Source organism: Xanthomonas hortorum pv. cynarae (assembly GCF_002939985.1).
GTDB classification, from domain to species: Bacteria; Pseudomonadota; Gammaproteobacteria; order Xanthomonadales; family Xanthomonadaceae; genus Xanthomonas; species Xanthomonas hortorum_D.
Map to the genome: position 1 here is coordinate 97,186 of NZ_MDFM01000009.1, position 15,377 is coordinate 112,562.

A 15,377-nucleotide genomic window follows, 5' to 3' on the forward strand; every position below is an offset into this window, starting at 1 on the left:
AACATGACCTTTGTCATCCGCAATTGTTGACTTCCGGCACCTGATCGGCGCGCGCATCGCGCGCAGCATGGCTCACACCTACCGAGGACATCGCCATGCGCTACCGCCTGATTCCTGCACTGTTTCTGATCACGTTGGGCAGCTTATTCCTGCTGGACAACCTAGGGCTGGCCCGTTTCGATCTTGGCAACCTGGTTTCAACCTGGTGGCCGGCGTTACTGATCGCCGCTGGCGTGCGCCAACTGCTGCGCTACTGGGAGCGCACGACCGCGACCGCGACCTGCTGACGCAAGGTCACGGCCGCACCAGCCATCAGGTGCGCGGCAGGGTCACGCCGGTCTGGCCCTGATACTTGCCGCCGCGGTCCTTGTACGAGGTCTCGCAGACTTCGTCGGACTGGAAGAACAGCATCTGCGCCACGCCTTCGTTGGCGTAGATGCGCGCCGGCAGCGGCGTGGTGTTGCTGAATTCCAGGGTCACGTGGCCTTCCCACTCCGGCTCCAGCGGGGTCACGTTGACGATGATGCCGCAGCGCGCGTAGGTGCTTTTGCCCAGGCACACCACCAGGGTGTCGCGCGGGATGCGGAAGTATTCCACCGTGCGGGCCAGCGCGAAGCTGTTCGGGGGGATGATGCAGACATCGGATTCGATATCGACAAAGCTGCCCGGATCGAAGTGCTTCGGGTCGACGATCGTCGAGTTGATGTTGGTGAAGATCTTGAACTCGCGCGAGCAGCGCACGTCGTAGCCGTAGCTGGAGGTGCCGAAGCTGACGATGCGCTGGCCGGCAGCGTCGTGCTTGATCTGGCCGGGTTCGAACGGCTCGATCATCGCCTGCTGCTCGGCCATGCGCCTGATCCAGCGGTCGCTCTTGATGCTCATGTGATGTTCCTTGAAGACGGAAGGCGACGGGCCCAGCGGCCCGCGCGAAGACGGCGAATTCTAACAAGCGGCCGGCACTGCTGGCCGACCCGCGCGCTACAGCAACGAGGCCGAAATCGGAATGCTGGCGCGCGGGCGCTTGCCCAACTCCTCGGTCAGGCGCGCAGCGGCGGCCAGATAGGCCTTGGCTGCTGCCGACTCGGGCGCGGCAACGACAATCGGCTGGCCAGCATCGCCCTGCTCGCGGATCGCGATCTCCAACGGCAACGACCCCAGCAAGGGCACGCCGTACTGCGCCGCCATGCGCTCGCCGCCGCCTTCGCCGAACAGATGCTCACGGTGGCCGCAACTGGAACAGGTGTGCACTGCCATGTTCTCCACGATGCCAAGTACCGGCACCTCCACCTTTTCGAACATCTTCAAGGCCTTGCGCGCATCCAGCGTGGCGATGTCCTGCGGCGTGGTGACGATCACCGCGCCGGCCACCGGAATCTTCTGCGACAGCGTCAGCTGGATGTCGCCGGTGCCTGGCGGCAGGTCGATCAGCAGATAGTCCAGGTCATCCCACAGCGTGTCGTTGAACAGCTGGGTCAACGCCGAGGTCGCCATCGGCCCGCGCCAGATCATCGGCGTGTCCTGGTCGACCAGCAAGCCGATCGACATCGCCTCGATCCCGAATGCGCGCAGCGGCTCGATCGACTTGTTGTCCGGGCTGTCCGGCCGCCCGCTCAGGCCCAGCATCGCCGGCACACTCGGCCCGTAGATGTCGGCGTCCAGCACGCCGACGCGCGCACCCTGCTGACGCAAGGCCAGCGCCAGATTCACCGCCGTGGTGGACTTGCCCACACCACCCTTGCCGGAGCCGACCGCGATCACATTGCGGATCCGCGGATGCGGCACCAGCGCGCCCTGCACCGCATGCGCTGCGATCCTGCGCGCGCCACTCATGCGCGGCACACCTGCGCGGGGGCGATGGTCACGCTCACAACACTTTCAAACATCGTTGTCATTGCCTACCTGAATTCGTCGTGGGCGCAGCGGCAGCGACGAAAAACGCCGCCGGGTACTGCGCCATGGAGGTGGTCAGTGTACCGGCTCGTCCAGACACATCCGCCCTGGCGACTTCGCTGAAGAAATTCACAAGCAGACACGAATGTGTCAAACGAAGACATATTTCACAAACATGGACACATTCTTAAGGAATTGTTACGTTCGAGATCAAGTTCAGCCAGCGCTCAGCGAGCACAGCTGTTTCGCCAAATCCCAGCAAGGAATCTGCAAGGTCATGTCGAGTCGTCTTCCGCAACACGCACACCGTCATCGTTTGAGCACCGCATTATTCGCCGTGCTGGCCGCTTCTGCCGGACAAGCTGCGGCGCAATCAGAAAACGGTGTCGCGCCCGGCACCACCGATCTGGACAAGGTCACCGTCACCGGCTCGCGCATCGCGCGTACTGGCTTTGTGACGCCCTCGCCGGTCACCGCGATCAGCGCCGAAGAAATCCGCGCCACCGGCGCGACCACCATCAGCGACCTGATGGCACGCATGCCGGCGCTGGCGCCGAGCTACACGCTGGGCAATTCCACCCGCTTCATCGGGACCGCCGGCCTGGGCCTGCTCGACCTGCGCGGCATGGGCGTGGATCGCACCCTGGTGCTGGTCAACGGGCGTCGCCACGTGGGTTCCAGCCCGGGCTCGACCGCCGTGGACGTCAACACGATCCCGGTGGAATGGGTCGAACGCGTCGAAGTCATCACCGGTGGCGCCTCGGCCGTGTACGGCGCCGACGCAGTGGCCGGCGTGGTCAACTTCATCCTCAAGAAGAACTTCACCGGCTTCGAGACGCGCGCGCAGACCGGCCTGGCCAATGAGGGCAACTACAACCGCTCCTTTGCCAGCTTCTCGGCAGGCACCGACTTTGCGGAGGGCCGCGGCAACATCGCGGTGTCCGGCGAATACAGCAAGCAGGACCGCTTGGGTCGCGGCAACCGCGCCATCGGTCGCGAGTACCTGGTGTCGGTGCAGAACCCCAATTTCGATCCCACCCGCCCTCCGAGCGAGAGCAATCCGCAGAACGTACTCAGCGGCCCGGGCGGCAATCATTCCACGTCCTACGGTGGCACCTTCAACCTGGGCACGTTCGATTTCCGCAACCCGGCCAGCTACGGCAACCGCTACCTGTTCAACGACGACGGCAGCTTCCGCCGCAATCGCTACAACGGCACGGTAGTGAGCAACACCTCGTGTGTGGACTGCGATTTCGCCGATCTGAACGCGGTGGCCGACCTGCAGCCCGGCTTCGATCGCAAGAGCGTCAACACCATGATCAACTTCGAGATCAGCGAGAACCATCGCCTGTTCTTCGAAGGCAAGTACAGCGAGACCGATTCGGAATTCTTCGGCCAGCCTGCGTTCGACAGTTCGCTGCGCGTGCGTCGCCAGAATCCGTATGTCAGTCCCGAACTCGGTGCGCTGATGGATTCGCGCGGTGCCACGCAGATCCTGATGAACCGCTTCAACGTCGATGCCGGTCGTCGCGGCGAGAACATCGAGCGCAAGACCTATCGCGCCGTGCTCGGTGCCGAAGGCAACTTCACCGACAACTGGACCTACGACGTGTCTGCCAACTACGGCAAGACCACCGTCGACCGCCTCAACCTCAACAACCGCATCAACGAGCGTTGGCAGGCCGGTATCGATGCTGCGCGCGACGCCAGCGGCAACATCGTCTGCCGCACCACGCTCGACCCGACTGCGATCAACCCCAACACCAACCGCGTGTATTCGGCGCTGGCACGCGAAGGCTGCGTGCCCTTCAGCGTGTTCGGCAATGGCGCGGTCACGCCGGAAGCCGCCGCATGGTTCAACACCACCGCGCGCGCGCAGGCCAAGATCCAGCAAACCGTGTTCAGCGCATCGGTAGCCAACAGCAACCTATTGTCGCTGCCGGCCGGCGACATCGGTTTTGCCGGTGGCGTGGAATACCGCAAGGAGCAGAGCGAGGAAATCACCGATCCGTTGGCAGCCTCGGGCGTGACCTTCCTCAACGCCATCCCCAACAACGGCGGCGAGTACACCGTCAAGGAAATCTTCGTCGAAAGCACCATTCCGTTGCTGGCCGGCCTGCCGGGCGTGGATCGGTTGGCGCTGGATGTGGCAGGACGCTATTCGGACTACGACAGCATCGGCTCGACCAAGACCTGGAACGTGGGCCTGGACTGGACCATCATCCCGTCGCTGCGTCTGCGCGGCACCGTGGCGCAGGCAGTGCGTGCACCCAGCATCGGCGAGTTGTACGACTCGCAGAGCGAGAACTTCGCGACCATCAACGATCCTTGCAACTACCTGCCGACCAATTCCAATCGTCCTGGTACCGCCGGCGACGTGGCATTGCGCCAGGCCAACTGCAGCGCGCTGGGCGTGCCGGTCGGTTGGATCGACACCTTTACATCGACCCGTCCCGGCGTGAGCGGGGGCAATCCGGAGTTGAAGCCGGAACGTGCGCGCAGTCTGTCGTATGGTCTGGTCTGGCAACCGGAGTTCTTCGAAGGCTTCGGCATGTCGATCGACTACTGGCGCATCGATCTGCAAGACGCGATCGGCACGGTGACTGCAGAGACCAACGCAACGCGCTGCGTGGACAATCCGGGCGGCATCGACAACAGCTTCTGCAGCTTCGTGCAGCGCGCCCCGCTGGGTGGATTCACCGACCCGCAGGGCCGCATCTATCCCGAGCACAGCATCATCGGCTGGCAGGCGCTCAACGAAAACCTGTCGCGCTCGCGGCGTGTGGGCGTGGATCTGGAAATGGACTACCGCTTCCAGATTGGCCAAGGCAATACGGTGCTGCGCTTCGTCGGCACGCGCCTGATCCAGTCGCGCGAATGGGTGTTCCAGGACTTCCCGGCCGAGTACGACGAGTACGTCACCTACGTCACCGACCCGCGCTGGCGCGCGCAGTTCCAGACCAAGTACAACTGGAACGAATGGCGCGCCTCGTGGGACATGAACTACGTGGACGGCAACCTGCGCGTGACCCCGGAGAGCTACAACAGCAACCCGGGCTCGGCCAGCCCGATCAAGAACGGCTCGTACACGTACCACAACTTCCAGTTCGGCTATCAGTTCCCCGGCTCGAAGATCGACGTCTACCTGGGCATCGACAACGCCTTCGACAAGGACCCGCCGCGCAACTACTTCGGCTCGGATTTCAATTCTGCGCTGTATGACAACGTCGGGCGGTTCTTTTACCTGGGCACGACAGTCCGGTTCTGAGGCCTGTTGGCGATGCATCGAAAAGACCCTGTTTGACGGGGTCTTTTTTGACTTCATGTTTCAGATGAAACCAGCCAGCCAGACGCGACAATCCGTTACTGATATGGCGGCAAGGTAGCGTTCGGTTGAGCCGCTCGATGTCACGACGCATCGCGCACTGACAAAAATGAATACTTGTGTGGCCCAAACCGGGCGCTACTCGCATGCCTGGCAATTTGTGCGCAGATCCGCATATTCGATGCGGATCTCGCCCTTTTCATTAACGAATCATTCAAAAGGCTTGCGACTCAGCCCACAGATTCATTACGTTCGGGTTAAGGCCATCTGACTCTTCGATGACCGCCACTTCTCCCGATACCCAGTTGAAAGGTTAGGAATGAGCAATCAAATTCGTCGCCACGCCCTCAAGCGCACCGCTCTGGCTGTCGTGCTGGGCGCGTGTCTCGCCAACGGTGCGGTCTACGCACAAAGCACGACCGGCAGCATCTACGGTAGCGCTCCCTCGGAAGCGGGCAGCACCATCGTCGTGCAAAGCGACACTGGCCTCAGCCGCACGATCACCATCGACGCCAACGGCCGTTACAACCTCGGCTCGTTGCCGGTAGGCGCCTATACCGTCACCCTCAAGCGCGGCGATCAGGTCGTCGATACCCGCAAGAACGTGCAGTTGCGCGTAGGGTCCGGCACAGAGGTGTCGTTTGCTGGCGCCACTGCCAGCGGCAGCACCGACGCAACAACGCTCGGCGCAATCACTGTGACGGCCGCCAATGCGCCGAAGATCGATGTCAGCTCCACCAGCTCGCGCTCGGTGATCACCTCAGAGCAGTTGGCAACCCTGCCGCTGGGACGCAGCGCCGAAGCGATTGCGTTGCTTGCACCAGGTGCGATTTCCGGAAGTGGCGCCTTCAACAATGGCTCGCGGTCCACCATCTCGTTCGGCGGCGCTGGTGTGACGGAGAATGCCTATTACATCAACGGCGTTAATGTCACTAATCCGTTCAACAACCTCGGCGGGCTCAGCCTCCCCTACGGCGCAATCGACCAACAGGAAACATACACGGGCGGCTACAGCGCGAAGTACGGCCGCTCGACCGGCGGCGTCATCAGCCAAGTGGGTAAGCGCGGCACCAACGAGTGGCATTTTGGTGCGCAAGCGGTATGGGAACCGAAATCGCTGGCGAGCTCACGCGGCGATGCTTGGTATCCGAATAGCGAACTTCCGGAGAATTATGGTTATGAAGATGATGACCTGCCTGGGACGATCTATCGACGCGGGAAGGGCGACGTGCAGAACAGGACCGTTTACAGCGCGTACGCGGGTGGCCCGCTGATTGAGGATCGCCTATTCCTGTTCGTGGCCGGCGAAACGGACAAGGTCGACGGAGCAACCACCAATATTGCGACGGCCGCCAGCGACCAGGGGCGCAGCCATTATGAGAACAGTTCGCCGAAGTTCTATGGAAAACTGGACTGGAATATTAATGACAGCAATATTTTAGAATATACGCGCATCGAAAATAACGACCGACGTTCTGGCGTATACAACAACTACGACTATGCAACACTTACGGATCAGGGCCCTTCTGGCTTGTTCACGGATACGTACAAGCTCAAAGACAGTGTCGATATCGTCAAGTTCACCAGTTACATCACAGACGACCTGACCCTCAATGCAACGTGGGGACGCGATACTCAGCACAACCAACAGTTCAACCCCGGTGCTTCGGCATTGCCCAATATCGCCAGTTCGACTCTACAGGACCCTGCCATCACCGGCGGTCGGCGCATCACCAACGGGCAGGCCACTACGACTGTCAAGGCAGCAGACCCGATCAATAAGAGCCGCAATCTGCGCCTGGAACTGAACTATCGTCTGGGCGATCATGATTTGACCGCCGGCGTGGATAATATGTACTTCAATGCTTACGACGAAGGCGTCTTTACCAGTGGTCCAGGGTATCGCTGGATCTACGGCAGACAGGACGATCCCAGCGAACCCATCAATGGTGCTCTGGGTGTCGGCGCCTCCGGAGGTAATGGCTACTTCGTGAACCGCCGTATCTTCACCACAGTTACCAGCATGGCCGTCGAGCAGAAGGCCTACTACTTGGAAGATCGGTGGCAGGTCAACGATAACTGGCTCCTCACGCTGGGTATCCGCAACGACAAGTTCACTAACTACAACAGCGATCATGTGGCTTACGTGGACAGTGGTGACCAGTGGGCTCCGCGCGTCGGGGTGAGCTGGGATGTCTTTGGCGACTCTTCCTTCAAGGTTTTCGCCAATGTCGGTCGCTACTATCTAGCCTTACCCAATCAGGTTGCGATCCGAGGAGCATCCGCCTCGACGTTCACCAATGAGTATTTCACGTATTCAGGGATCGACGCCAACGGCGAGCCGACCGGTCTGACTGCACTGGGTCCCGGCCCGGTTTCCTCTAATGGTGAATATGGTCAAGCCCCGGATCCGAACTCGTTCGCACCAAGCGATCTGAAGTCGCAGTATCAAGACGAGTTCCTGATCGGCTTCGAAAAGACGATTGGCGAGAAGTGGAATTCAGGCGCCAAAGTCACCTACCGTAAATTGCAGACCGCGATCGATGATGTCTGTGATCCCGGTCGTATGTCCGATGCGCTCGAAGCAGCAGGCGGCGATGCCAGCAGCGTGAGCATTCCTGGTTGCGTGATGTTCAACCCTGGCGAGACCAATACCTACAACCTTGCCAACACCGATGGCTCCGGCTACACCCAGCTGCGCATGTCGCAGTCCGATTGGGGCTTTACGGACAAGGCCAAGCGCAACTACGTGGCGGTGGACCTGTTTATCGAGCATCCTTTTGATGAAAAGTGGTATGGCCGCGTCGATTACACATGGTCGCATCTCTACGGAAACACCGAAGGACAGGTGAAGTCAGACCTCGGGCAAGCCGATATTTCCAAAACCCAGGATTGGGACGCAGCCCAGCTAATGTCCTACGCCGGTGGCAATCTGGCCAACGATCGTCGCCATCAGTTGAAGGCGTTCGGCGCCTACCAATTCACTCCAGAATGGCTGGCATCTGCCACGGTCAGGGTGATGTCGGGCACACCGAAGTCGTGCCTGGGTTATTACGCCGGCCCTGACGCTGCAGCGGTGAATTACGATCCGGTGGGTTATGGTTCGTCGTATCACTACTGCTATGGTCAACCTGTATCTGCGGGCGGCGCTGGCGAGACTCCATGGATCAAAAATCTGGATCTGGGCGTCACGTATCGTCCAGGCTTCGCCGATCACAAATTGGCGTTTTCGCTCAATGTGTTCAATGTGCTGAATGACCGTTCGGTCAATCGCGTCTCCAGCACCAACGAAGTCACTCGCCGGACTGTGTCCAATACATATGGACTTGGCACCGAGGCGTGGAGCTACAACCAGCCGCGCTATATGCGTCTGACCGCCTCATACGATTTCTGATCGTTTGATTGCAAGCGAAGGCGAGGTGTATTCACTCGCCTTCGCCCTGCAGGCGTCCTGTCTCCGGCCCCGGTCTTTCCGGGGCTTTTTTTTGGCTGCCAACGCGGCTGCGTCAGCTGTCCAAAATCACCCGCGCCGCATTATGTCCAGGCGCGCCGGTCACGCCGCCGCCGGGGTGCGTCCCTGACCCGCAGAGATACAGCCCTGGCACCGCGCCACGATAGGCGCCCTGCCCCAGCATGGGGCGTGCGCTGAAAAGCTGATTGAGGCTGAGGGCGCCGTGGAAGATGTCGCCGCCGATCAAGCCGAAGATGCGCTCCAGATCGAGGGGGCTGAGGATCTGCCGGCCTAGCACCGATGCGGCGAATCCTGGTGCGTAGCGCTCCACGGTGGCGATCATCAGATCGGCGACTTCTTCGCGATGATCGTCCCAGTGCCGGCCATCGGGAAGTTGCGGTGCCACGTGCTGGCAAAACAGGCTGGCCACGTGCTGCCCAGGCGGTGCCAGGCTGTTGTCCAAGGTGCTGGGAATCAGCAGTTCGACCACCGGCTCGCGCGACCATCCGAATGCGCGCGCGTCCTGCCAGGCACGGTCCATGTAATCCAGACTCGGCGCGAGAATGATGCCGGCGGTGAGATGGTCGCCCGCACCCGGCAATGCGGTAAATTCCGGCAGGCGAGAGAGCGCCACGTTCATGCGGAACGTGCCTGATCCACAGCGGTAATGCGCCATGCGTTCGTGTGTGGCTACAGGGACATCTTCTGGACGCATCAGGCGTTGATAGAGCAGTTTCGGATTGACGTTGGCAACCACTGCACGCGCTCGAATCGTCTCTCCGTGAGCGGTGAGGACACCGACCGCACGCCCCTGCTCCACCAGCACGCGATCCACCGCACAGCCGGTACGCATCTGCGTACCGTATTCGCGCGCACTGGCGGCCATTGCCTGCGTAATGGCCCCCATGCCACCGATGGCATGGCCCCACGCGCCCTTGACGCCGTTGCTTTGCCCGAACACGTGATGCAACAACACATACGCCGTGCCCGGCGCGTACGGGCTGGCGTAATTGCCGACGATGCCGTCGAAGCCGAATAGCGCCTTGATTGGTGCGCTTTCGAACCAGCGATCCAGATACTCGGCTGCGGAAATCGTGAATAAATCGAGCAGATCCTGACGCAACGTAAGCGACAAGCCCTGCAGCTGCAGCCCCACCTTTCCCGCTCGCCACAACTGCGGCAACGCGCGTAGCCAGCCGCCCTCAGTGACATCGGGCGGCGGCTGTAATGCCAGCGCACGCAAGACATCGGCCAGTTGCTCCAGGCGCGCTTCATAGGCAGGCAATGCAGCGGCATCGCGCGCGGAGAATTTGGCGACTTCCGCAGCAGTGCGCCCAGCACCGGCCAGAAGATACTCACCGTTTGGCAGCGGTAAAAAGTTATTGATGCGGCGCGCAACCACGCGCAGACCATGCCGCTCCAGCTCAAGGTCTGCGATGACTTTGGGCTGCAGCAACGACACCGTATACGCCGCCACTGAATTGCGAAATCCGGGGTGAAATTCTTCGGTGACTGCTGCGCCGCCGACCACATCGCGTGCTTCCAGTACCAGCACGCGCTTGCCTGCCTTGGCCAGATACGCAGCGCACACCAGGCCATTGTGGCCGGCGCCAATGATCAGTGCGTCCAACGGTTCGGAGGCGGTGGGCATGCGCTCGTGTATAGCATCGCTTGCCCGAGTCGGCCATTCGCACAGTCTCGACCATCGCTACCGATGTGCGCTCACCATCACCGACATGGTCCATGTCTGCCGAGAACATGAACCAAACACCCGCGCGACGCAGGATGAGAAGGCCGCAGGCTCCCTACCTAGCGCGTCACGGCACGTTGCCAGCCAGCAGCCGCATGCCAAATAGCCGTCAGCCCAGCGCATCTACACACGCCGCACCCATGATCTTCGACACCATGCCATCCGGCTGGCGAGGCGTAGAGTGCCGGCCACGGCCCTGGCGACGGGGCTTCCCAATCCGCTGCTTCTGGAGCCCTTTGTGATTCGAACACCTCATTTATTGACGTTGACCCTGGCCGTGGCCACCGCGCTGAGCGCTTGCAAGAAGTCTGAAGACGCCGCGCCTGCCGCCCCCGCGGCCGACACAGCGGCAACCACGCCCGCTGCACCCAAGACGCTGACCCTGGACCAGAGCAAGCTGCCGGCGGTGAACCAGTTCACTGCGGCCGATCTGGATGCCAACGGCAACGCCTGTACCGACCTCAACGCCTACGCCAACGCCAAGTTCCTGGCCGCCAACCCGGTGCCGAGCGATCGCACCAGCTGGGGCGCGTTCGAGATGCTCGACGAGCGCTCCAATGCGATCCAGCAGCAGCTGGTCGAACAGGCTGCGGCCGATACCAGCGCCAGCGGCGTGGAAAAGATTGTCGGCGACCTGTGGTCCACCGGCATGGACGAAGCCAAGATCAACGCCCAGGGTATCGAGCCGCTGAAGCCCGAACTGGCCGCCATCGACGCCATCAGCGACCAGGCCAAGCTGGTCGACTATCTGCGCAGCAGCGCGGCCAAGGGCAACAACGAACTCTTCAGCTTCGGCGCCGAGGCGGACTTCAAGAAGTCCAGCCAGAACATCGCTTACGCCATGCAGGGCGGCCTGGGTTTGCCGGATCCGGAGTACTAAACCAGCGCTACCAACAAGGCCAAGCTGGAGGCCTACCAGGCGCACGTGGCCAAGGTGCTGGAGCTGTCCGGCGTGGCTGCGGCCGATGCCGCCGCGCAGGCCAAGCAGGTGGTCGCGTTCGAAAGCCGTCTGGCCAAGGTCTCCAAGACCAGCACCCAGATGTCGCGCGATGCCTCGCTGGCCTACAACCCGATCTCGCCGGCCGAGGCCGACAAGCTGACTCCCAATTGGTCGTGGACCGAGTTCTTCAAGTCGCAGGGCGTGACCACGCCGGAAATGTTCTCGCTGGCGATCCCGGCCTTCCATCAGGAAGTGAGCAAGATGATCGCCGACACCGACCCGGCGATCTGGCGCGCCTACCTGCGCTTCCACACCGTCGATGGCGCCTCGCCGTTCCTGAGCCAGCCGTTCGTCGATGAGAACTTCGCGTTCTACAACAAGACCCTGCGCGGCCAGAAGGAAATCAAGCCGCGTTGGAAGCGCGTGCTGGCGACCATCAACGGCCAGACCGGCGAAGCGCTGGGCCAGATGTACGTCAAGGTTGCCTTCCCGGCCGATTCCAAGGCCAAGATGGAAACGCTGGTGACCAATCTGCGCACCGCGCTGAAAGCCCGCATCGAAAAGCTCGACTGGATGAGCCCGGAGACCAAGACCAAGGCGATCGCCAAGTGGGAAAGCTTCACGCCCAAGATCGGCTACCCGGAAAAATGGCGTGAGTGGAACGGTTTGAACACCAGCCGTGACAGCTACCTGGGCAACGTAATGGCCGCGTCCGAATACAACTACAAGTGGAACCTGTCCAAGATCGGCAAGCCGGTGGACAAGACCGAATGGGGCATGAGCCCGCAGACGGTCAATGCGTACTACAACCCGCTGCAGAACGAGATCGTGTTCCCGGCGGCGATCCTGCAGCCGCCGTTCTTCGACCCGAATGCGCCAGAGGAAATGAACTACGGCGGCATCGGCGCGGTGATCGGCCATGAGATGACGCATGGTTACGACGACCAGGGCAGCCGCTTTGGTGCCGATGGCAACTTCATCGCCGATCCGGGTTGGTGGACGCAGAAGGATCTGGACGCGTTCAAGGCGCGCACCGGCAAGCTGGTCGCGCAGTTCGACGGCTATCGCACCCCGGCTGGCGACAAGGTCAAGGGCGACCTGACCCTGGGCGAAAACATCGCCGACCTGGGCGGCCTCAACACCGCCTACGACGCGATGAAGACCGCCACCGCCGGCAAAGACGATCCCAAGAGCGACGGCATCACCCGCGATCAGCGCTTCTTCCTCAACTGGGCCACGGTGTGGCGCCGCAACTTCACCCCGGAAGAACTGGTGGTGCGCCTGAAGACCGACCCGCACGCGCCGGCCAACTTCCGCGCCATCGGTGCGCCGTCGAACATGCCGGCCTTCGCCGCCGCGTTCTCGTGCAAGGCCGGCGATGCGATGGTGCGTCAGGGCGATAAGCAGGTCGTGATCTGGTAATCGTGATCGCAAGAAAGCGGTAACCAACGCGGGCGGCGATCGGTTGATCGTCGCCCGTTTTTTTTGGGCATTTCCGAAACGCACGTTCGCGACGCGAGCGGACTGCGCGAGATTGTTTCCGCAACCCAGGCAGCAGGCACTCGCATGCAGCAGCCACTTCGTTTTCGATGGGATTTTTGCGCACACACAAACGCATCGCCTGCGCATCTATCCATGCTTGAAGCGTGAGTTCGTCACTCAGCCATCGAGAGCATAAACACCAAGCCTCAACAAAGCTCAACGCGTGCTCTCGCAAAGACGCACGCGCTTATGCTCGGTGTCCTTTCATGCGACTGGGCTTCCATGTCACCGATCAAGACCTCTACGCTCGCTCTGGCACTGGTTGTAGCCCTGGCGAGCTGCAAGCGCGAAGCCGACGACAGCAGCACGCCCGCGCAAACGGCTGCGCCGACGCGCGCATCGGCAACCGCCGCCACCGCCACAACCAAATCCTCGTTCGACATCAACGAGCTGGACACGGCAACAAGCGCTTGCCAGAACCTGGATACGTTCGTCAACGCCAAATGGGCCAAAGCCAATCCGATTCCGGCCGACCGCACCAGCTGGGGCGTGTTCGACGAACTGACGGAAAAGAGCCTGGTCACGCAGCGAGAGATTGTTGAAAGCGCCGCCAAGCAGGCAGACAAGCAAGCCGACCCGCTTGCACGCAAACTTGGTCTGCTTTATGCCTCGGGGATGGACGAAGCCGCCATCGAGGCGGCGGGAGACCAGCCGATCCGCTCGCAGCTGGAGGCCATTGGCGCGCTGAAATCCGCCAAGGATGTCGCCGCGTACATCACCAGCCGCTATGCGGAGGGCGATGGCAAGGTGTTCGAGTTCGGCGCAAGCGAAGACTTCCACAAGGCATACCGGCAAATCGCCTTTGCCAACGAAGGCGGCCTGGGCCTGCCGACCAAGGATTACTACACCGCTGCCGAATACGCCCCCATCCGTGAGGCCTATCTGGCCTATATCGCCAAGTCGTTCGAGCTCACCGGCAGCGATGCCGACGCGGCCAAGGCGCAGGCGAAGGACGTGATGGCACTTGAATCGCAACTGGCTGCCGCGTCGCTGGCGCCAACCGATGCACGCCAACCCAAGAACCAATATCACTTCGTCAGCGTTGCCGAGTCAGACAAGCTCACCCCGCACTTTTCATGGAAAGACTTCTTCGCCGCGCAAGGCGTGGATGTCGGTGCGGGCTTCTCGTTGTCGCAACCGCGTTTCTTCGCAGCGTTCGACCATCAGTTGGCCAGTGCACCAATTGCACAGTGGCAGGCCTACCTGCGCTTCCATACCATCGACGAGGCATCCAAACAGCTCAGCAAGGCATTCGTCGACAACAACTTCGCCTTCTATAGCAAGGCCCTGTCCGGACAACCGGAGCAACGCCCACGTTGGAAACGCGTCCTGCGCGCGGTCGACGAAGCCATGGGCGAAGGCCTTGGCCAGCTCTACGTCGCCAAGGTCTTCACGCCCGAAGCTAAGCAACGCGCTGCCGAATTGGTCGACAACGTCCGCGCAGCGCTCAAGACGCGCATCGAAAACGTCGATTGGATGAGCAACGAAACCAAAACAAAGGCGCTTGCAAAGTGGGAGGCCTTCCTGCCTAAGATCGGCTATCCAGACACCTGGCGTGACTGGTCGGGGCTGGAGATCGTTCCCGGGGCCTACTACCGCAATCTGCAGGCGGCGGCCAAGTTCAATTATCACTACGACATCGCCCAGATCGGCAAACCCACCGATCGCAAGCGGTGGTCAATGCCTCCGCAGACGGTCAACGCGTACTACAGCCCGAGTACCAACACCATCAATTTCCCGGCCGGCATCCTGCAACCGCCGTTCTTCGACGCCAACGCCGACGATGCCCTGAACTACGGCGCCATCGGCGCGATCATCGGGCACGAAGCCACGCATGGCTTCGACGATCAAGGCAGCCAGTTCGATGGCGCGGGCAACAACGTCAATTGGTGGACTGCGCAGGATCGCAAGGCATTCGAGCAGCGTGCCGACGGCTTGGTGAAGCAGTTCGATGCGTATGTTCCCTTGCCGAGTCACCCCACAATGCATGTCAACGGCAGACTCACTCTGGGCGAAAACATCGCCGACCTGGGCGGTATCAACATTGCCTACGACGCGCTGCAGACCGCACTGCGTCAGCACCCTGAGCGCGTTGCGAATATTGACGGGTACACCCCCGAGCAGCGGTTTTTCCTGGGCTTTGCGCGTAACTGGCGTGGACTCACACGTGAGCAGCAACAGCTGGTCTACCTCGCGAGCGACCCCCACTCACCGGACAATCTGCGCGCCATCGCCGCACCCTCCAACATGCCGCAATTTGCCACCGCGTTTGCGTGCAAGCCCGGCGACGCGATGGTGCGGCCTGAGAAAGACCGCGTGGTGATCTGGTAGGGCGCTGCGCTAGTCACTGCCTGCAAGCGCTTTCAACACGACAGCAACACGCACAGGCCCGCACCCGCGGTCCTGTCGCGTTCATGCAAGCGGCCGGCACCGAGGACAAACGGCAGCTCGCGCCCGCCTGCACGAGGCGCAGCCTTGC

At 61.6% G+C, this 15,377-nt stretch carries 7 protein-coding genes and 1 pseudogene; 5 read left to right on the forward strand and 3 right to left on the reverse strand.

The features are described from left to right. Nucleotides 1-95 precede the first annotated feature (95 nt). Nucleotides 96-287, forward strand: coding sequence for a LiaI-LiaF-like domain-containing protein (locus tag XcyCFBP4188_RS08415; protein WP_006452353.1), 192 nt, complete (start codon nucleotides 96-98; stop codon nucleotides 285-287). Nucleotides 288-312: 25 nt separating this feature from the next. Here the strand turns inward: XcyCFBP4188_RS08415 and dcd are convergent, their stop codons facing one another. Then, nucleotides 313-882, reverse strand: a complete 570-nt coding sequence (gene dcd, locus XcyCFBP4188_RS08420) for a dCTP deaminase (RefSeq protein WP_006452354.1) — start codon at nucleotides 880-882, stop codon at nucleotides 313-315. 96 nt (nucleotides 883-978) lie between these two features. Further along, complete coding sequence (gene apbC / locus XcyCFBP4188_RS08430; RefSeq protein ID WP_006452355.1) at nucleotides 979-1,830, reverse strand: iron-sulfur cluster carrier protein ApbC; 852 nt, start codon at nucleotides 1,828-1,830, stop codon at nucleotides 979-981. 337 nt (nucleotides 1,831-2,167) lie between these two features. Here apbC and XcyCFBP4188_RS08435 point away from each other — a divergent pair, with 337 nt between their 5' ends. Both XcyCFBP4188_RS08435 and XcyCFBP4188_RS08440 read left to right on the forward strand, forming a co-directional pair. After that, entirely contained in the window at nucleotides 2,168-5,158 is a 2,991-nt protein-coding gene (locus XcyCFBP4188_RS08435) for a TonB-dependent receptor plug domain-containing protein (RefSeq protein ID WP_104591920.1), read from the forward strand. A 376-nt stretch (nucleotides 5,159-5,534) separates the two neighbouring features. After that, a complete protein-coding gene (locus tag XcyCFBP4188_RS08440) occupies nucleotides 5,535-8,609 on the forward strand; it encodes a TonB-dependent receptor (protein ID WP_046932629.1) in 3,075 nt (1,024 codons plus the stop codon). Nucleotides 8,610-8,721: 112 nt separating this feature from the next. On the opposite strand, the gene XcyCFBP4188_RS08445 is transcribed toward XcyCFBP4188_RS08440, so the two are convergent. Further along, nucleotides 8,722-10,317: a phytoene desaturase family protein gene (locus XcyCFBP4188_RS08445; RefSeq protein WP_006452358.1), complete on the reverse strand. Its 1,596-nt coding sequence runs from the start codon at nucleotides 10,315-10,317 to the stop codon at nucleotides 8,722-8,724. Between the two features lie 358 nt (nucleotides 10,318-10,675). On the opposite strand from XcyCFBP4188_RS08445, the pseudogene XcyCFBP4188_RS08450 reads away from it, so the two are divergent. Beyond that, a pseudogene (locus tag XcyCFBP4188_RS08450) lies at nucleotides 10,676-12,778 on the forward strand (M13 family metallopeptidase). A gap of 342 nt (nucleotides 12,779-13,120) precedes the next feature. Beyond that, the gene (locus tag XcyCFBP4188_RS08455; RefSeq protein WP_104591921.1) at nucleotides 13,121-15,229 is read left to right on the forward strand and encodes a M13 family metallopeptidase; all 2,109 of its coding nucleotides are present in this window, start codon (nucleotides 13,121-13,123) and stop codon (nucleotides 15,227-15,229) included. Nucleotides 15,230-15,377: the final 148 nt, after the last annotated feature.